This window comes from Sphingomonas xinjiangensis (genome assembly GCF_014199255.1).
GTDB classification, from domain to species: domain Bacteria; phylum Pseudomonadota; class Alphaproteobacteria; order Sphingomonadales; family Sphingomonadaceae; genus Sphingomonas; species Sphingomonas xinjiangensis.
This window is the reverse complement of sequence record NZ_JACIJF010000004.1, coordinates 191,238-209,249: the sequence shown is the minus strand read 5'-3', so window position 1 is coordinate 209,249 and position 18,012 is coordinate 191,238. Positions and strand designations below refer to the sequence as shown.

The window sequence follows — 18,012 nt, the reverse complement described above, 5'->3', positions numbered from 1 at the left end:
GTGCCCAGGATCGTCACCTACAACGTCAACGGGATCAAGGCGCGCCTGGAACGGCTGGTCGAGTATCTGGTTGAGCAGAAGCCCGATATCGTCTGCCTTCAAGAGCTGAAAGGTGCCGACGAAACACTGCCGGTGAAGGACATCGAAGCCGCTGGCTATGGTGCGGTGTGGCATGGGCAGAAGGGGTTCAACGGCGTCGCCGTGCTCGCGCGCGATGCGCAGCCGGTGGAGCGACAGCGCGGCCTGGCCGGCGATCCTGAGGACGCGCACAGCCGTTATCTGGAGGCCGAGGTTGGCGACCTGGTCGTCGCATCGATCTACCTTCCCAACGGCAATCCCCAGCCCGGGCCCAAATTCGAGTATAAATTGCGCTGGATGGACCGCCTCGCCGACCGTGCGCGCGCGCTGCTGGCAGAAGAGCGGCCGGTGGTGCTTGCCGGCGACTACAACGTCATTCCCAATGACGATGACAGCTTCTCGGTACCCGCGATGGCCAGCGACGCGTTGATGCAGCCGGAATCGCGGCAGCGCTATCGCGCGCTGTTGGCGCAGGGGTGGACCGACGCGTTGCGTACCCGCAATCCGCGGGGTGGCGTGTGGACCTTTTGGGACTATCAGGCGGGCTGCTGGCAGCGGGATGCCGGGTTCCGCATCGACCATTTGCTGCTGAGCCCGCAGGCGGCGGACCGCCTCACCGGGGCCGGGGTCGACAAGGCGTATCGCGGGCGTGAACGGGCAAGCGACCATGCACCGACATGGGTGACCCTGCGCTAGCAGCGCGAGAAGCGGTCGTGAACCACGCCAACAAATGGCGTGTATTGCTGGGGCATGGCGCCAATGCTGCAGTGCCGTTTGACTAAGTGTCTGAAATCATGCGGGCGACGTGTTTGGCACGCCTGATGCACTAGCGATACCGGCAGGCGAGGGCGCCTGCCGGTATCGCTAAGTGAGGAAGTCGGCATGATCAGCAAGCACATCATCGTTCGCAGCGGCGCAGCTCTTTTTGCTGCAGCGTTGACCGTCGGCGCTACCGCGGCGTTGGCCACTCCTGAGGATCCCAGCAAGGGCGCGGCGAAGAGCAGCGCGGCTGCTGCCGCTCCGTTCAAGGCTTCTACCAAGACGAAGTACTGCGTCGTCGACGCTACCACCGGATCGCGGATCCCTCGCAAGGATTGTCGTACCCGCGACGAATGGATCGCACTCACCGGCATCGATCCGGTCGCCGCCAAGAAGTGAGTTGGGCCTCCGGCGGCGCTTGCTCACAACGCAGGCGCCGCGTGGCAGGTAGGACGTGCAAAGCGGCGCCTTCAGCAACCCCTTAAACTGCCAACATCTAGCCACTATCTCCGTGCAATGGACACGGCTATGAACAGTTCTATCGCTTTGAATCTGCGCGACACGGCGGCCGCTTCGGCGCCCCGCCCGGGATCGCAGCGGGTAGCTGACGACAAGGCGCTGTTGCGCGCCGCTGCGGAGGTCGCGCGCGACCTGCATCGGCCCAACCCGACGATCTTCTGGGCGGACATGCTGGCGTCCGCGCTGATCGGCTATGGCGCGCTGGCCGTCGCGGCAACGTCGTCCTGGACCGGTCTTGCGATCGTCGCGGGCGTGGTGTCGATGCTCGCGCTCTATCGCGCGGCGATGTTCATTCACGAAATCAGCCACATGAAGCATTCGTCGGTGCCCGGTTTCCGCCTGGGCTGGAACATGGCCGTCGGCGTGCCGCTGATGGTGCCGTCCTTCATGTATGAAGGCGTGCACAACCTGCACCACGCGCGCACCCGCTATGGCACGGTTGATGATCCCGAATATCTGCCGCTTGCGCTCATGAAGCCGTACACGCTGCCGCTGTTCGTGCTGGTTGCGCTGCTGGCGCCGGTTGGATTGCTGCTGCGTTACGCAGTGTTGACGCCGCTGTCCTTCCTGGTCCCTGGTTTGCGCACGGTGCTTATCGAGCGCTATTCGGGCCTCGTCATCAATCCGGCGTTTCGACGGCGCGCGCCCGAAGGCGATGCGCGTACGCACATGCTGATCCAGGAGGCTGCGACCAGCGCCTGGGCGATCGCGCTGCTGACGATGGCGGCTACCGGCATTATCCCGCTGCACGCCTTTGCCGTGTACCTTGGCGTCGTCGCGGGCATCACGCTGATCAACCAGATCCGCACGCTGGTCGCGCATCTGTGGGAGAATGAGGGCGAGGCGATGACCGTCACCGCGCAATATCTCGACAGCGTCAACGTGCCGCCCCCCGCGATGCTGCCCGCTCTATGGGCGCCCGTGGGCCTTCGCTATCACGCCTTGCACCATCTGCTGCCGAGCGTACCGTATCACAATCTAGGTGCGGCGCATGCGCGGCTGACGGCGATTCTTGAGGCCAACTCGCCCTATCACAAGGCGAGCTATGTGGGCTTGCCGGGGCTGGTGAGCCGCCTAGCTGCGAGCACCATGGGCATCCGGCGCTAAGCCTTTCCTCGCTCGGCGAAGAAAAAGGGCCGGTCCTCATGGGTCGGCCCTTTTTGTTGCGCTTTGCCGAGTAGGCTGGGCCGTTAGCTGCGCCGGCGCCTCAGCACTGCATCACTCCTCGGTACGTAGCAGCACCAGTTCGCCGATCATCGCGAACAGCAGGAATGGCGCCCAGGCGGCAAGGAAGGGCGGATAGGCGCCCAGGTTGCCCATCGACAGCGCGAAATTATCGGCGACGAAATACAAAAAGCCCAGCGCCATGCCGATCACTGCGCGCACGAACAGCTTGCCCGAGCGCGCAATGCCGAACGCGGCAACGGCACCCAGCAGCGGCATCAGGATTGCCGACAAAGGCCCCGACAATTTGTGCCACAGCGAACCTTCCAGCGCTTTGGTCGGACGGCCCGCCAGCTTCAGATCGTCAATCGCTTCCTTCAATTGAGTGAAGGGCAGGCTTTCCGCATCGACCTGCTGCAGGGTGAACTGATCGGGGCGAATATCGTTGGCGACGTGCAGGCTGCCGACAGTGGCGGTTTGACCGGTGTTCACGTCGAAGCGCCTGGCGTTCCCGATGCGCCAGCCTTCGCCGTCGCGAACGCCATGATCAGCGATCACGACCGAGCGGAGCCGGCGCCCCGTCCGCTCATAAATCTTGATACCGTGCAGTTGGACGGCGTCGCCCTTGCCCCTGACCTGCGTGACTTGCATCAGGTTATCGCCGTCGCGAACCCACACGTTCGACCGGTCGCCGCGGTCGATCGGCAGCGGACCATATTCGACCTTCTTCCACTGCTCCAGCGTACCGGTGGCGCGCGCGACGATGCGTTCGTTGAAGGCGAAGGATACGATCGCCACGCCCAGAGCGGTGACCATCAGCGGCGCCAGCACCTGATGTGTCGAAAGCCCCGATGCCTTGAGTGCGACCACTTCGCTGTTTGCGTTCATCGTGATCAACGTCAGGATAGTGCCGAGCAGCACGGAAAAGGGAAGAAAGGTCGAGACGATCTGCGGAATGCGCAGCCCGACATAGCGCCATACCTGGTCGCTGCCATTACCCTGCACCGCCAGGATCTTGCCCGATTCGCTCAACAGGTCGAGCGCCTGAAGGATGATCACCAACGCCGCCAGAATGGCAAAGGTGCGCGTCAGGAACATGCGGCCCATGTAGATCGACATGGTGCGTGACGGGAAAAAGCCGCTCATGCCGGGATCTCCAGCGTCTTGCGCCGCCTGCCGGGCAGCCGCCGCTTAAGCGCACCCCAAGCCTTGGACAGCCCCTTCTCCAACGCGCCGATGGGCTGGCCGCCGGGCACATAGGCGACGGTGTAATACATCCAGATCGTCAATCCAGCGAAGATCGTGAACGGCACCCACAATGCGATGATCGGATCGATCCGCCCCAGGCTGCCGATCGCCTGCCCATATTCGTTGACCTTGTGATAGGTCACAATGGCGACGATCGACAGGAAAACGCCGAGCGCCGATGTCGACCGCTTGGGTGGGATTCCCAGCGCCGCCGCCAGCATCGGCAACAGGAACATCGATATGACTTCGGCTAGGCGGAAGTGAAAGGCCGCACGGCTGGTGTCTCGCTCCTGCTCGGACCGGTCATGGTCTTTGCCGATCCTCACGAGCTCGGGCAGCGTCTGTTCCAGGTTCTTGCCGCCACGCGCACGGAACGCTTCGTATTTGGGCAGCGGGATCGGTAGGCTGTGCGTGCTGAAGGTCAGCACGCGAGGCTTTTGAGAGGTCTTGTCCCGATGGACCAGCGTGCCGTTGGTGAGCGCGAAGATGATCGTGTCGGGATCGTCCGATCGGAAGAACTGGCCTTTTTCGGCGGTCACTGCCAGCGGGCCATCGGGCGTGGTCATCTGCACGAAGATACCCGAAAGGTCGCGTCCTCCCTCCTGGCTGCTTTCGATGCGCAGGGTCATCTTGTCGCCAAAGTTGGTGAACTCACCCACCTTGATCGACGCGCCCAAGGCGCCCGAGCGCAGCTCGAAGCGAAGCTGCTCATAGTTGTAGCGCGCCCAGGGCTGGACATAGCCGACGATCGCCAGGTTCAGCAGCGCCAGGGCGATGGCGTACATGTAGGGGACGCGCAGCAGCCGGGTATAGCTGATACCCACTGCGCGGAGCACGTCGAGTTCGGACGACGTGGCCAGGCGGCGAAAGGCGAGCAGCACGCCGAGCATCAGCCCAATGGGAATGCCGAGCCCGAGATATTCGGGGAGCAGGTTGGCAAGCATCCGCCACACCACGCTTACCGGGCCACCCTCGGTCGCGACGAAATCGAACAGCCGGCGAATACGGTCGAGCACCAACAGCATCGCGGAGATGAGCAGGGTCCCGATCAGCGGCATCGCGATCAGCCGCGCCATGTAGCGATCGATCGAATTCATGCGGTTCGCGGCTGCCTTGCTTCTGGTTTCGGCGCCGGCGCGCCGCCTGCTTCACTAATGCAAGAGCCTATAGCCGTGGTTCCACGCCGCGCCAGCCAGAAAACACCCAAAACGCGGGCGATCCACGCCATGGGGTGACGGATTTGCGACAGCCTCTATATGACGCACCATGCATTTTCTCGATCAGGCCAAGATCTTCGTCCGCTCCGGTTCGGGCGGCCCTGGCGCCGTCAGCTTTCGGCGCGAAAAGTTCATCGAATATGGCGGCCCCGATGGCGGCAATGGTGGCAAGGGCGGGGACATCATCTTCGAAGCAGTCGCCGGCCTGAACACGCTCATCGATTTCCGCTACACGCAGCATTTCCGCGCACCGCGCGGCCATGGAGGATCGGGGTCGAACCGCACCGGTGCGGGCGGCGACGATCTGGTGATCAAGGTTCCGGTAGGCACCCAGGTGCTGGCCGATGACGAAGAGCGCACGTTGCTTGCCGATCTGACAAAGGTGGGCGAACGCGTCGTGTTCCTGCGCGGCGGCGATGGCGGCCGCGGCAATGCCAGTTACAAGACATCGACCAACCGCGCCCCGCGGCAGCACGGCACCGGCTGGCCCAGCGACGAAGCCTGGGTGTGGCTTCGCCTGAAGCTGCTCGCCGATGCCGGCCTGGTCGGGCTGCCCAACGCCGGCAAGTCGACCTTCATCAATCAGGTAACCAACGCCCAGGCCAAGGTCGGCGAATATGCCTTCACCACCACGCGCCCGCAGCTGGGCGTCGTGCGGCACAAGCAACGCGAGTTCGTGGTCGCCGACATCCCGGGCTTGATCGCTGGCGCGGCGGAAGGTGCCGGCATCGGCGACCGGTTCTTGGGGCATATCGAGCGGTGTCAGGTCCTGCTCCATCTCGTCGACGCGAATGATGCCGATGTCGCGGAAAGCTACCGCGTCGTTCGTGATGAGCTCGAGAATTACGGCGGCGGGTTGCTCGACAAGAAGGTCATCGTCGCGCTGAACAAGATCGACACACTCGACGAAGAACTCATTGCCGCGCTGTCGGCTGAACTCGAAGAAGCCAGCGGCTCGCCCGTGATCCCGATATCAGGCGCCAGCGGCGTCGGCGTGGACTGGGTGCTCGACCAATTGTTGGAGGCGATCGGTCCGGAGGCCGCCAAAGTCAGTGCCGACGATGAAGGCGAAGACGCGATCGAGTGGTCGCCGCTTTAAGCAGTACTTCCTATGCCCAGGTGCAGGGCAATATCTTCTTCGCGCTCCGTCAGCGGCTTCGCGGCACGGGGTGCGCGCCGTTCAATTCTGACATCGCGGTTCGGACGCATGACGGTTCAATCCGCTATCCTGACGTCGCGGTATATGGTGGGCGCGGAGAAGCCGACGATGAGCAGAAGGCTTTCGACGATCCTCGCGTGGTGTTCGAGATTCTGTCCGCAGGCACCGCTCGGACCGACCTTCGTGTGAAGCTGCCGGAGTACCAGCTGCTCGCGAGCGTTGACACGATCGTGTTTGTCGACATCGCTTCAGAGAGACTGCGGGTCGTGCAAAGGACCGGTCCTGGCGACTAGAACGCGCAGGCGCATGACAAGCCCCTTGACCTTTCTTTGCCGTCCCTCGCGATAACCGTCCCGCATGACGAGATCTTCGCGCGCGACTGAGTTGGCGTGCCGGGCTGCGCGCGCTAAGTCCGCCCCATGCCGTTATTCCCGCCCGCTTCCTGTTCGCGCCTGGTTGTGAAGATCGGCTCCGCGCTGCTCGTCGATGCCGACGGGCAGGTGCGGCGCGTCTGGCTGGAGCAAGTCGCCGCCGCGATTGCGCGGCGCCATGCCGAAGGGCAGCAACTCGCCATCGTGTCGTCGGGCGCCATCGCGCTTGGGGCGCGGCGGCTGAAGCTTCCAAAGGGCGGGCGCGCCAGCCTTGAGGATGCGCAGGCTGCCGCCGCCACCGGCCAGATCGCACTCAGCCAAGTCTGGGCAGAGGTGCTGCATGCACAAGGCCTCACGGCTGCGCAGATGCTGGTGACGCTCGGCGACCTTGAGGATCGCCGGCGCTATCTCAACGCCGCCGCGACTCTCGACCGGTTGTTGAACCTCCGCGTGGTCCCCATCCTCAACGAGAATGACAGCGTCGCGACCGAGGAAATCCGGTTCGGCGACAATGACCGTCTGGCCGCCCGCGTGGCGCAGGCGGCGGGCGCGCAGGGTGTGGTGCTGCTTTCCGATGTCGATGGGCTTTACGATCGCAACCCGGCGCAGCCGGGCGCGCAGCATATCCCCCGGATCGAACGGATCGACGGCGCGATCGAGGCAATGGCGGATGGTGGTTCGGCTTCAGGCATGGGATCGGGTGGGATGGTGTCGAAGATCGCCGCAGCGCGTATTGCCAATGGCGCGGGCGCGCACCTGGCCATCGCGTCGGGCACGGCCGACCAACCGCTCTCGGCCGAAGCAAGGCACAGCTTGTTCGTGGCCGAGCGTACGGCGCCCGCGCGAAAAGCGTGGCTGGCCGGCGGACTTACCGCGCGTGGGAAGCTTCATGTCGATGCCGGTGCGGCGGCGGCATTGGGGCAAGGCCGAAGCCTGCTCGCCGCCGGCGTCACCCGGATCGAGGGCAGCTTCGCGCGCGGCGATTTGATCGTGATCGTTGGTGCGGACGGGAAGCCGCTTGCCCGCGGCTTGAGCGAGTATGCGGCTGAGGATGCCGCGAATATCCTGGGTCGCCGCAACGAGGAGCAGGCCGAACTGCTGGGCTACGCGCCGCGTTCGGCGCTCGTTCACCGCAATCACATGGCCCTGCTGTGATTCGAGGGGAGGCGGCCGCCTTGCGTGCACTTCTCTCGTGCATTCTTCGCGCCTCTGCGCCTTCGCGTGAGATCATCAGATGACTAAGATCGCGATTACCGGCGGTACCGGCTTTGTCGGCACGCGGCTGATTGAACTCGCCTTGTACGCAGGCCATCAGGTCCGAGCGCTCACCCGGCGAGCGCAGCCGGCGCGGCAAGGCGTAACCTGGATCGGCGGCGACTTGGAAACCCCACAAGCACTGGCCGAACTGTGTGCTGGCGCCGACGCAGTAATCCACGTTGCCGGGGTGGTAAACGCGCCCGATCGCGCCGGCTTTGCTGCTGGTAATATCGAAGGCACCCGCAACATGCTCGATGCTGCGAAGCACGTCGGCGGGCGGCGCTTTGTCCATGTCTCCTCGCTGGCTGCGCGCGAGCCGGAGTTGTCCGCCTATGGCTGGTCGAAGGCGCAGGGCGACGCGCTTGTTCAGGCTTCCGGACTCGACTGGACCATCGTCCGGCCGCCGGCGATTTATGGCCCCGGCGACCTGGAGATGCTCGAACTCTTCAAGCTCGCCAATCGCGGACTGGCCTTGCTGCCGGGCAACGGGCGCATCTCGCTCATCGAAGTGAGTGATCTTGGTCACCTGTTGCTGGCGCTCGCCACGACCGGTACGTGCCCTCATATCCTCGACCCCGACGACGGGCGGGACGGCGGCTGGACCCACCGCGAGTTCGCGCATGCGATCGGCGCCGCAACCGGCAGGCGGATCGTGGCCATTAACCTGCCGCGCCCAGCGCTGCTCGCGGGTGCGTGGCTAGACCAGCTCGCCCGTGGCAAGGGCGCCAAGCTTACTCCAGACCGAGTCGACTATTTCTTTCATCCCGATTGGGTCAGCGACCCCGATCGCCGCCCGCCAAGCAGCTTGTGGGTACCGCGCGTGGAAACGTTCGCCGGGTTAGCGAGGACGGCTGCCTGGTACCGGGAGCGCGGCCTGCTCTGAGCCTTGCAAGATAGGATTTGCTCTGCTCCGGTCCGGTTGCACGCGCTGCCGCCTAGCTGGGACCGATCAAGAGGGATGTCAGACCGCAACTTCCTCAACTTCATCAGCGGCAGGTATAGGTACCAGGCTTGTCGCCGCGCCGCCCTGCGTTCGCCGCATTCGCTTGGCACGCGCAGGCCATCGCTTTAAGGACCCGCCCATGACCGACCGCGCCTCCGTCTTCGAGACCGTCAAAACCCAGATCGAGCCCTTCAACAAGAAGGGTGTCGGCCTGACCGACAGCACCACCTTCGCCGGCGACCTCGAATGGGACAGCCTCACCGTCATGGACTTCGTGGCCGCGATCGAAGATGAATTCGACATCATCATCACGATGAACATGCAGGCCGAGATTGAGACCGTCGGCCAGTTGGTTGACGCCGTCCAGAAGCTGAAGGGCTGAGCACGCCGTGACCGACGCGATCGATACGCCAGAGAAGCTGCCCGAGAACCCCGCACCCGTCGCACCCGGGCGCGACTTGATGAGTAAGTTCGACGGCCTCATTACCGAGCGGCAGGCGCTGCTCGACAGTGGCGTCACCGATCCGTTCGCGATTGTCATGGAGCAGGTGAAGTCGCCCACCGAGGCGGTGATCGCGGGCCGCGACACGATCCTGCTCGGCACCTACAATTATATGGGCATGACCTTCGATCCCGATGTGATCGCCGCAGGCCATGCCGCGCTCGATCAGTTCGGTTCGGGCACCAATGGCAGCCGTATGCTGAACGGCACCTTCCAGGATCACATCGAAGTCGAACAGGCGCTGCGCGACTTCTACGGGGTGTCTGGCGCTATCGTTTTCTCGACCGGCTATATGGCCAATCTTGGCATGATCTCCACGCTTGCCGGCAAGGGCGAGTATGTCATCCTCGACGCCGACAGCCATGCGTCGATCTATGATGGCTGCAAGCAGGGCAATGCCGAGATCGTCCGCTTCCGCCACAACGACGTGACCGACCTCGACAAGCGCCTGGGCCGTTTGCCTGCCGAAGCCGGCAAGCTGGTGGTGCTCGAAGGCGTGTACTCAATGCTCGGCGACATCGCGCCGCTCAAGGAAATGGTTGCGGTAGCCAAGAAGCATGGCTGCATGGTGCTGGTCGATGAGGCGCATTCCATGGGGTTTTTCGGGCCCAATGGGCGCGGCGTGTATGAGGATCAAGGGCTGGAGGATCAAGTCGATTTCGTGGTCGGCACCTTCTCCAAGTCCGTCGGCACCGTCGGCGGCTTCTGCATTTCCAGCCATCCCAAGTTTGAGGCCATCCGGCTGGCCTGCCGCCCGTACATCTTCACGGCCTCGCTGCCGCCGTCGGTGGTCGCGACCGCAACGGCGTCGATCCGCAAGCTGATGACTGCGCATGAGAAGCGCGCACGGCTGTGGGACAATGCGCGCCGCGTGCATGGCGGCCTCAAGGCCATGGGCTTCCGCCTCGGCACCGAGAAGCCGGACAGCGCGATCGTCGCGGTGATTTTGGAGGATCAGGAGCAGGCGGTGGTGATGTGGCAGGCGCTGCTCGACAATGGCCTTTACGTGAACATGGCGCGTCCGCCCGCGACGCCAGCAGGAACCTTCCTGCTGCGCTGCTCGCTCTGCGCGGAACATACGCCCGAGCAGATCGAGCGGGTGATCGGCATGTTCCGTGCCGCTGGGCAGGCGATCGGGGTGATAAGGTAAGGGACGGCCCTAAGCTTTTCACGCCGCGCACGCTGGCCTAAGCTGTTACCATGACGGACACTGCGGTGGCCATGGATACCGAGCAGAGGCTCAGGGATACGAACTGGCGGCTTAAGCTGCTGGGCGCGCTTGCGTTGCTCGGTATCGGCGTGCTGGGCGCGCTGATCTTCCTCCAGTACCGCACCGAAGCGCAACGCGACGAGGCAATCCGGCTTCAGCAGCATACCTTCGAAGTCATTATCCGGACCAACCAGCTGTCCGGCGCGATTTCTTCGGCGGAGGCCGCGTTGGGCCGCTATGTGGTTAGCGCGGACAAGAGGCTAGGCCAGCAATATGTGAGCTATTGGGCCAGGGCTGGCGAGCAGCTGCTCCGCCTGCGCCAGCTCACTGGCGACAATCGCGGCCAGCAGAGCCGCATCCGCGCGCTTCAGGCGGCGTTCGCGGCGCGCGGCAAGGAACTGGACGAGACCGCGCTCTATTCCACGTACAAGCGCCACAACGATGCGTGGGGCAGCTATTACCGCGTCCGCCAGAGCCCCGCACGAACCAGGCTGGAGGCGCTGCTGGCGCAGGTGGTCGACTCCGAGCGCCTATTGCTGCGCGACCGGACCGAAGCGGCGGCAGACCTGCTGCAAAGTTCCACCTATGCGTCGCGTATCCTGACGCTCTTTGGCGTGCTGATCGTGCTGGGGGCCATCCTGCTGGGATGGCTGGCAATCCAGGCGCAAGGCGAGAAGGCAGCGGCTGACGCCGAAGCGCATGCCGAGCGCGAGCGTGCGATTGCGCTTCAGGAAGCGGTATCCGCTGCGACCAAGCAGCTGCGCGAGGAAGCGCGCGAGCGCGAGCAGGCCGAAGCGCAGCTACGGCAGATCCAGAAGATGGAAGCCGTGGGACAGCTGACCGGCGGCATCGCGCACGACTTCAACAACATGCTCGCCGTGGTGCTTGGTGGGCTTGAGATGGCGAAGCGGCAGCTGAACACCTCTCCCTCCGACGCGCGGCGCCATATCGACAATGCCATGGACGGAGCCGGGCGCGCGGCGGCGCTGACTCGGCGCCTGCTGGCCTTTTCGCGGTCCGAGCCGTTGCTGCCCGAAGCGGTGGAGGCCGCCTCGCTCATTGCCGGCATGTCCGACCTGCTCGACCGCACGTTGGGCGACACCATCGCAGTGGAGACGCAGGACACCAGCCATGGCTGGTGCGTGTTCGTCGACAAGCATCAACTGGAGAACGCAGTTCTCAATTTGGCGGTGAACGCCCGCGACGCAATGAACGGGCGGGGGCGGCTGACGATCGCGACGGGCCAAGCTGACCATGCCATCGGGCAGGGCGGCGAGCGGGTGGCAGGAGAGTTCGTCACGCTTGCGGTGAGCGATACCGGCTGCGGGATGGCGCCCGGTGTGATGGAGCGCGTGTTCGAACCATTCTTCACTACCAAGCCCGTGGGCAAGGGCACTGGACTGGGGCTTAGCCAGATCTTCGGCTTCGCGCGCCAATCCGGGGGCGAGATCTCGCTGGACTCGCGCGAGGGTGAGGGAACCACGGTCACGCTCTATCTGCCGCGTCATGCCGGCGTAGCGGCTGCGGCGCCGGAGGTGGCGGTCAGCCAGATGGCGACGTCCGACCGGGCTTATGACATTCTGGTGGTGGAGGACGATCCGCGGGTGCTGAACGCGACCGTGGGTGCGCTGGAGGAATTGGGGCACCGAGTGACGGCGTGTCCGGATCCGTTACAGGCGCCTGAAGCGGTGGATGGAATGGCTGCGCTGGACCTGATCTTGTCCGACGTGCTGATGCCGACACAGACGGGACCCGAGATGATCGCGGCGCTGGGCGAGCGGATCAAGGGGGTGGCGGTGCTGTTCGTTACCGGATTTGCCGGAGAGGTGGATGCGGAGATTTTCGCGGGGCGGTCGGTACTTAGGAAGCCATTCACGATGGCTGGACTTGCCCGCGCGGTGGATGAGGCGGTGGAGCTGGAAGGGGGTAGGGGGACTCGAGTGGCGGCGGAATAGCCACTATCTGGTCGACGCGGAAAACGATGTGGCCAGCGATCAACTTTTCTTTTGCATTGAATAGGTTAGGCGTCGCGTAGCCATTTTGCGGGCAGTATCGCGGTCAAGCCCCAGCGCGCGCGCCATCGCCGCGCCGAGCAGCGCGTCGCCCAACGCCATCAGGACCAGCTGCAACGTCTCTTCATGCAGGGAAACCGCTTGCAAATCAGGACCTTCGGCGATGTGATCGACCAGCCGGTGGATCGCCTCAAGGATCGGATCGAGCGCGTCCTGATTGCCATTCAGGATCATCCAACTGGCCAAAGCGCCCGCGCCTTCGGTGTCGAACGCATCGAAGGTAAGGTCCACAACCTCACGCGGATCATGCGTTTCGGTGCGCGCGCGCAGCACCGCGGCACCGATTTTAGCGGTAACCCGCTCGGCAATGCACGCCGCCAGCGACTTTTGCAGCCCCGCGGCCGAGCCGAAATGGTGAAGCAGATTGGCATGCGTCCGCCCGATCGCCGCGGACACCGCCTTGAGCGTCACCGCCTGCGGACCCGCGGCCAGCAACAGCGCGCGGGCAGCCTCAAGCGCGGCGTCGCGCGATTCTTCGGGAGAAAGCCGCCGGCGCGGAGTTATTGACATCGATGTAAGTAGAACTATCTTGTTTGTTTCCCCCATGTCTCTGGAGCAAAGCCGTGCCGAAAGCAAAGACTCCCGCGGACCTGGCGATCACCCCGCGCGACCGGCGCTTCGGACGCGGGGTCGACCGCGCGCGCTGGTGGCTGAACGGCGACCCCATCGCCACGGCGTTCTACAACGCGCTGTCGGTCACCTTTCCCAAGGGCGAGGGCTTCTTCATCGACAGCGTGCGGAAATTCCGCGAGGGCACCCCGCCGCGGCTCCAGGCCGAGATCAACGCCTTCATCAAGCAGGAAGTGATCCACACCCGCGAGCATGTGGCGTTCAACCGCCATGTGACCGACCAGGGATATGATATCAGCACGCTGGAGGCGGACGTGGACGCGCAGCTGGCGCTGACCAAGAACCGCCCGCCGATCGGCAGCCTGGCCGCGACTTTGTGCCTGGAGCATTTCACCGCGATCCTGGCGCACGCGCTGCTGGCCGATCCGCGCAACCTGGACGGCGCCGAGCCCGAGGCGGCGGCGATGTGGCGCTGGCACGCGATCGAGGAGATCGAGCATAAGGGCGTCGCGTTCGACACCTGGATGCACGCCACGAAGGACTGGAGCCGGTGGCAGCGCTGGCGCGTGAAATCGACAGTGATGCTGATCACCACCTGGCGATTCTATGACGGCCGCCGCCGCGGCATATTGGAGCTGCTGCGCCAGGACGGGCTGACCGGCCCGCGCGTGTGGGCGAAGCTGATCTGGTACGCGTTCGGCAATCCCGGGCTGGTGCGCAAGGTGATGGGGCACTGGTTCGCGTTCTTCCTGCCGGGCTTCCACCCGTGGAACCATGACGACCGCGCGCTGATCAACAAGGCGGATAGCGAGTTTGCGGCTGCCGTGATGGTGTGACAACGGGCGGCTTTCGAGCCCCGCTCAGCCGGCGCTTCCGGCGGCGCGCTGCTGGTTGAGGCGGAACAGCCGCGCCAGTATCTCGTCGTCGGTCAGTAGCCCGGCGCGCCAGTCGTCGCCCCAGCCATAGGCATCGGCCACTGCGGCATCGAGCGCGGCATGGGCGTTGGCGAGCCATTGCGGGCGGGCATTGTATAGGTTGGTGAGCGTCCGCTTTTTCAGCTCCTTCGCCGCCTCCTCGTCCTTGGGCAGGATGCGATCGGGATAGCCGGGCACTACTTCGGGCACGCGCACCACCAGGTCGGCGGGGTTGAGCCAGTTCTCGCGCAATTCGTTGAGTCGCGCCGCCGCTGTCGCGATCGCCTGCGCACGCGGATCGTCGGCATAGTCCGCGGCGGGGATGTCGGGGGTCAGGCCTTCGGGAAAAGGAAAGGTCAGGTATACAAAGGACGCATTATACCGCCGCTGGTTTCCTGCGCCGATCCGGTTGCCGAAGTAGGTACACCACACCTCGTGAAGGGTGCTTTGCAGAACCCCAAAACCAATCATCCCTGCGTAGGGGAAGGCGTACAAGCTTTTGTCTGGAATCAAGTACGACGGAAGGAATCGGAACACTCGATGCTCAGTGGTCTCACCTGTAGCTAAATAGCTATCGACGGGCTCCAGAGCGGCTCGCATACTGGGCCGACATCGATGGGCTTCCCACCACTTAGGATTTTGGCCGGCCGTCGACCTCCGATAGGTGGGGAAGGGTACAGATGTTCCCTCGCGATGGGGATCATAAACCGCGCGGTTGAGATACTCGAATGGTTCCTCGAATTCGCTGGCTGAGCTTTCATCCAGCCCTTGCGGGAAGTCGATTAAGAACTCCTCGGGCGGTCGGCCCACGATGTTGTCGGTCGAAGCGTAAGCCGAAAGCACATCTTTGTTCGATCGACCATTTGGATTGAGCGGCAGGGACAACCAGTCGATGGCTAATTCACGAGGTATCGATAATGGTCCACTCTGCTGAACACCGATGAACACTGAGTTGGCATTTTCTCGAAGCTTAGCAACAGTGCTCGTATCCTGTCCGGACGTCAGGTTCGGGTTGATTTGCGTGGCCGGCTGACCGTCCAGCCACAGCCGATTTGTCCGCTCCTCCGGAGCAGCGAAGCACACGAGGGACACTCGAACGGCTGCGCCATCGACAACCCACGGCTCGTTCTGCCAAGCGTTGTATATACGAGCATCAGCCGAAAGCCTTTGCAGGACCGGAAGATTAACGTTCTTCGCAATCGCCTTCGTTGAGACGAACCCACTTCGCCGAGCCTGCCCTGCAGCAATCATCGCCCGCGATTTCTCGAACCAATAACAAACGAGGTCAGAGAAAGGCGTGATGCGACCTGCATTAGACCCGCCGTAGGATCTCGGTATCCTCCTCACCCAAGGCGCGCTTCATACTTTTCCCGCCAAGAAACGGCGGATTGCCGATCACTACGTGCGCGTCAGGCCATGTTGCCTCTCGCCATTTCTGTTGGGTATCGTCGTACTGAACCAACGCATTGCGGCACTCGATCGTCTTCAGCGGTCGCAGGATCGGGTTCTTCGCCGCGTCGAAGCCGTTGCGCCGCATCCACTGGATCTCGCCGATCCACACCGAAACCCTCGCCAGCTCGGCGGCATAGGGGTTCAGCTCGATTCCCATAACGCTTTCCGGCCCGACCCGCGGGAAGCCGCGCGGCAGGCCCAAAGCCTCGGCATCCAGATTGGCGCGATGCTCGATGTCCTTAAGCGAACGCAGCGCGACATAGAGGAAGTTGCCCGATCCGCAGGCGGGATCGAGCACCCGGAACTTCGCGAGGCGCTCTACGAAGGCCTCATGGATTGCGTTGGCTTCGGCCAGCGCGCGGGTGCGCTTGCCCAGCTCGGCGCCGCGCAGCAGCTTTTCCTTGGTCTGGACCGGCGCATTTTCCACCAGCGTGGTCATGCGGGCCAGCGCTTCGGCCCATTCGGCCTCCAGCGGTGCGATGATCACCGGCCGCACGATCATCATGATCTTGTCCCGGTCGGTATAATGCGCGCCCAACTGGCTGCGCTTGGCGGGATCCAGCCCGCGTTCGAACAGGGTGCCCAGAATCGAGGGGTCGATCTGGCCCCAATCGCGCCGCGCCGCGCGCAGCAACTGGTCGATGTCGTCGCCGTCCACCGGAAGGACGTGATCATCCTCGAACAGTCCGCCGTTGAACCATTCGATCGCAGTGAAGCCCACCTTGCCGCCGGGCCGCGCCATTGCGCCGAACAGTGTGGCGGCATTTGCCGCGAACTCGGTCGGGTTGCGTCGGCTGACGTCGAGCATCTTGGTGAATAGATGGTCGGGCAGTAGCCCGACATCCTCGGCGAACATGCAGAACACCAGCCGGTTGACGAAATGCGCCACCTGATGCGCTTCGTGGCCGCGATTGCGCAGCCGCTGGGCCAGCCCGGCGAATTCGGCGGCGGTTTCCTCGGTCAGCTCCTGCCGCGATTTGCTGGGGCGGAACGCCTCGGGATTGGTGAAGGCCGCCTTGATCCGGTCGCGCACCGCGCCGTCGACCAAGTCGTCCAGCACGAATTCGTGCTTTTCCTGCACGCTGTTGGTCCAGTTGGTCCGGATCACGATCCGGGCCATGTCGGATACGATCAGCAGCGGCGGATTTTCCAGCGCGACGGCATATTGCAGCAGCTGGGCATTGGCTTTGTCCAAATTGGCGTGGCGGCCCTTATATTCCCAAGCGAAGTGCCCCTTGCGCCAGACGTCTGCCCAGCCTTCGCCGCCGCTGGTCTTGCTTGCGCCCTTTTCAAAGGTGAACCAGTCGCCGGTGGGATCGGCCGAGACCGGATCTACCACGCCGAGCAATGCGCACAGGTCGTTGAAGTGGCTCTGGGACGCTGAGCGCTCTTTCAGTTCGCTGGCGCGCCATTTGGTCAGGAATTCGTGTGGGGTCATCAGGCGCCTTTGAACAGCGTCGGATGCGGCGGTCGCCGGACGCTGGGCGAAGATAGTAGCCGCTTATGAAGGAGTGGCAATCGGAGAGCGATCGTTCCGAAACTCGTCCGTTTACCCCCGCTCCACAAACGCCAGGCACCCCGCCAGCGCCGCCGAGCTTGTCACGAAGAGCGCGCCGCTGCGGTAGAGCGCCAGGGTGGCGCTGCGCTGGGGGAGTTTGACCACCGCGAACCGCCCGCTGGGGTCCAGCGCCACCAGGCTGCTTCCTGAAGCCAGGACGGTGTTGATCGCGGTGCCTGTGCTGGTGCCGGGGCGGAAGACCACCAGGGTGCTGCCGGTGTCGGAGGGGAGGCTGGCCAGCGGTGCGCTGAGCAGCAGGGCGGCGGTGGCGGCGAGGGCTGCGGTGCGGCCGGATGGGGTGGTGCTGGTGGAGCCGGTGGCGGTGCTGTCGGGTCCGTTGCCGGACGCGCGGCGGAGGACTGCCCAGCCGATCGCGGCGACGACGAGCCCGAGCAGGATGAACCAGGCGAGATCGTAGAGCAGCGGGTTCTCCACGTTCACGCGGATGCGGTGGATGCCGAGCACCCAGTGGAAGACGCCGACATCGAGGAGGTTCCAGACGCCGAAGCCGAGCAGGACGCCGCCGGCGACCCTTCGCGCCGCGCCGGGGCGGTCGAGCCCGGCGCGGGCGCGCCAGAGCAGCCAGAGGCCGAGTGCGGTCAGCGCGTAGACGAAGACGTGGAACAGGCCGTCGGCGAGAACCTGAGTACGCAGGTCCTGGAAGCGCTCGCCGGGGACCAGACTGAGGAAATGGTGCCATTGCAGCACCTGGTGCAGCAGGATGCCGTCGAAAAAGCCGCTGAGCGCCAGGCCGATCACAAAGGCGGCTTTGGTGGGGTTGGTGGCGCGGCTGGGGCTGGTCGGGCTGGGGGCGTTCGTCATGGGCGCGGCTCCGCTGGTGCCTCTGGCCCTGCGGGTAACCGGGTGCGGTCGCGGCGGTTCCGGATGTTGATGCTGGTTAGTGCGGGTGTGGGTGCCGCGGTGCCTGCCCGGTGCGCGGGCGGGCGGCGGCTGGATGGCGGGGGCTCGCGGCTGGCGGGAGCGGTTCGGGTGCCGGGCGGGAGCGAGGCGGATCGCGC

Annotated in this window: 17 protein-coding genes; 11 read left to right on the top strand and 6 right to left on the bottom strand. The window is 64.4% G+C overall.

What is annotated here, in order from left to right; all coding sequences use genetic code 11:
* The 3 genes from xth to FHT02_RS09045 all read left to right on the top strand — a co-directional run bounded on the left by xth (position 1) and on the right by FHT02_RS09045 (position 2,463).
* Positions 1–774 (top strand): exodeoxyribonuclease III, encoded by a 774-nt coding sequence (gene xth, locus FHT02_RS09055; protein WP_184086673.1) that lies wholly within the window; start codon positions 1–3, stop codon positions 772–774.
* A gap of 186 nt (positions 775–960) precedes the next feature.
* Positions 961–1,236, top strand: a complete 276-nt coding sequence (locus FHT02_RS09050) for a hypothetical protein (protein WP_184086671.1) — start codon at positions 961–963, stop codon at positions 1,234–1,236.
* Positions 1,237–1,365: 129 nt separating this feature from the next.
* The gene (locus tag FHT02_RS09045; RefSeq protein WP_184086669.1) at positions 1,366–2,463 is read left to right on the top strand and encodes a fatty acid desaturase family protein; all 1,098 of its coding nucleotides are present in this window, start codon (positions 1,366–1,368) and stop codon (positions 2,461–2,463) included.
* 111 nt (positions 2,464–2,574) lie between these two features.
* On the opposite strand, the gene lptG is transcribed toward FHT02_RS09045, so the two are convergent.
* Together lptG and lptF are read right to left on the bottom strand one after the other, a co-directional pair.
* Positions 2,575–3,666, bottom strand: a complete 1,092-nt coding sequence (gene lptG, locus FHT02_RS09040; RefSeq protein WP_184086666.1) for an LPS export ABC transporter permease LptG — start codon at positions 3,664–3,666, stop codon at positions 2,575–2,577.
* Positions 3,663–4,865 (bottom strand): LPS export ABC transporter permease LptF, encoded by a 1,203-nt coding sequence (gene lptF, locus FHT02_RS09035; RefSeq protein ID WP_184086664.1) that lies wholly within the window; start codon positions 4,863–4,865, stop codon positions 3,663–3,665. Before lptF ends, lptG begins: the two co-directional genes overlap by 4 nt.
* A gap of 169 nt (positions 4,866–5,034) precedes the next feature.
* Between lptF and obgE the strand changes: the two genes are divergently transcribed.
* From obgE to FHT02_RS09000, 7 genes are all read left to right on the top strand, one after another.
* On the top strand, positions 5,035–6,084 hold the full coding sequence (gene obgE, locus FHT02_RS09030; protein ID WP_184086662.1) for a GTPase ObgE: 1,050 nt from the start codon (positions 5,035–5,037) through the stop codon (positions 6,082–6,084).
* Entirely contained in the window at positions 6,069–6,437 is a 369-nt protein-coding gene (locus tag FHT02_RS09025) for a Uma2 family endonuclease (RefSeq protein WP_343056879.1), read from the top strand. Before obgE ends, FHT02_RS09025 begins: the two co-directional genes overlap by 16 nt.
* 126 nt (positions 6,438–6,563) lie before the next feature.
* Positions 6,564–7,670, top strand: a complete 1,107-nt coding sequence (proB, locus tag FHT02_RS09020; RefSeq protein WP_184086660.1) for a glutamate 5-kinase — start codon at positions 6,564–6,566, stop codon at positions 7,668–7,670.
* A 79-nt stretch (positions 7,671–7,749) separates the two neighbouring features.
* On the top strand, positions 7,750–8,655 hold the full coding sequence (locus FHT02_RS09015) for an NAD-dependent epimerase/dehydratase family protein (RefSeq protein ID WP_184086658.1): 906 nt from the start codon (positions 7,750–7,752) through the stop codon (positions 8,653–8,655).
* Positions 8,656–8,854: 199 nt separating this feature from the next.
* Positions 8,855–9,097: an acyl carrier protein gene (locus FHT02_RS09010; RefSeq protein WP_184086656.1), complete on the top strand. Its 243-nt coding sequence runs from the start codon at positions 8,855–8,857 to the stop codon at positions 9,095–9,097.
* Positions 9,098–9,176: 79 nt separating this feature from the next.
* The gene (gene spt / locus FHT02_RS09005; RefSeq protein ID WP_246352307.1) at positions 9,177–10,367 is read left to right on the top strand and encodes a serine palmitoyltransferase; all 1,191 of its coding nucleotides are present in this window, start codon (positions 9,177–9,179) and stop codon (positions 10,365–10,367) included.
* A 50-nt stretch (positions 10,368–10,417) separates the two neighbouring features.
* A complete protein-coding gene (locus FHT02_RS09000) occupies positions 10,418–12,382 on the top strand; it encodes an ATP-binding protein (RefSeq protein ID WP_184086652.1) in 1,965 nt (654 codons plus the stop codon).
* A 39-nt stretch (positions 12,383–12,421) separates the two neighbouring features.
* Here the strand turns inward: FHT02_RS09000 and FHT02_RS08995 are convergent, their stop codons facing one another.
* Positions 12,422–13,009: a TetR family transcriptional regulator gene (locus tag FHT02_RS08995; protein WP_184086651.1), complete on the bottom strand. Its 588-nt coding sequence runs from the start codon at positions 13,007–13,009 to the stop codon at positions 12,422–12,424.
* Positions 13,010–13,062: 53 nt separating this feature from the next.
* Between FHT02_RS08995 and FHT02_RS08990 the strand changes: the two genes are divergently transcribed.
* Positions 13,063–13,905 (top strand): metal-dependent hydrolase, encoded by an 843-nt coding sequence (locus FHT02_RS08990; RefSeq protein ID WP_184086649.1) that lies wholly within the window; start codon positions 13,063–13,065, stop codon positions 13,903–13,905.
* A 24-nt stretch (positions 13,906–13,929) separates the two neighbouring features.
* On the opposite strand, the gene FHT02_RS21330 is transcribed toward FHT02_RS08990, so the two are convergent.
* From FHT02_RS21330 to FHT02_RS08980, 3 genes are all read right to left on the bottom strand, one after another.
* Positions 13,930–15,234 (bottom strand): type IIL restriction-modification enzyme MmeI, encoded by a 1,305-nt coding sequence (locus FHT02_RS21330; protein WP_221239385.1) that lies wholly within the window; start codon positions 15,232–15,234, stop codon positions 13,930–13,932.
* Positions 15,235–15,295: 61 nt separating this feature from the next.
* Complete coding sequence (locus FHT02_RS21325; protein WP_221239384.1) at positions 15,296–16,873, bottom strand: DNA methyltransferase; 1,578 nt, start codon at positions 16,871–16,873, stop codon at positions 15,296–15,298.
* 111 nt (positions 16,874–16,984) lie between these two features.
* The gene (locus tag FHT02_RS08980; RefSeq protein ID WP_184086647.1) at positions 16,985–17,815 is read right to left on the bottom strand and encodes a DUF2243 domain-containing protein; all 831 of its coding nucleotides are present in this window, start codon (positions 17,813–17,815) and stop codon (positions 16,985–16,987) included.
* Positions 17,816–18,012 lie beyond the last annotated feature (197 nt).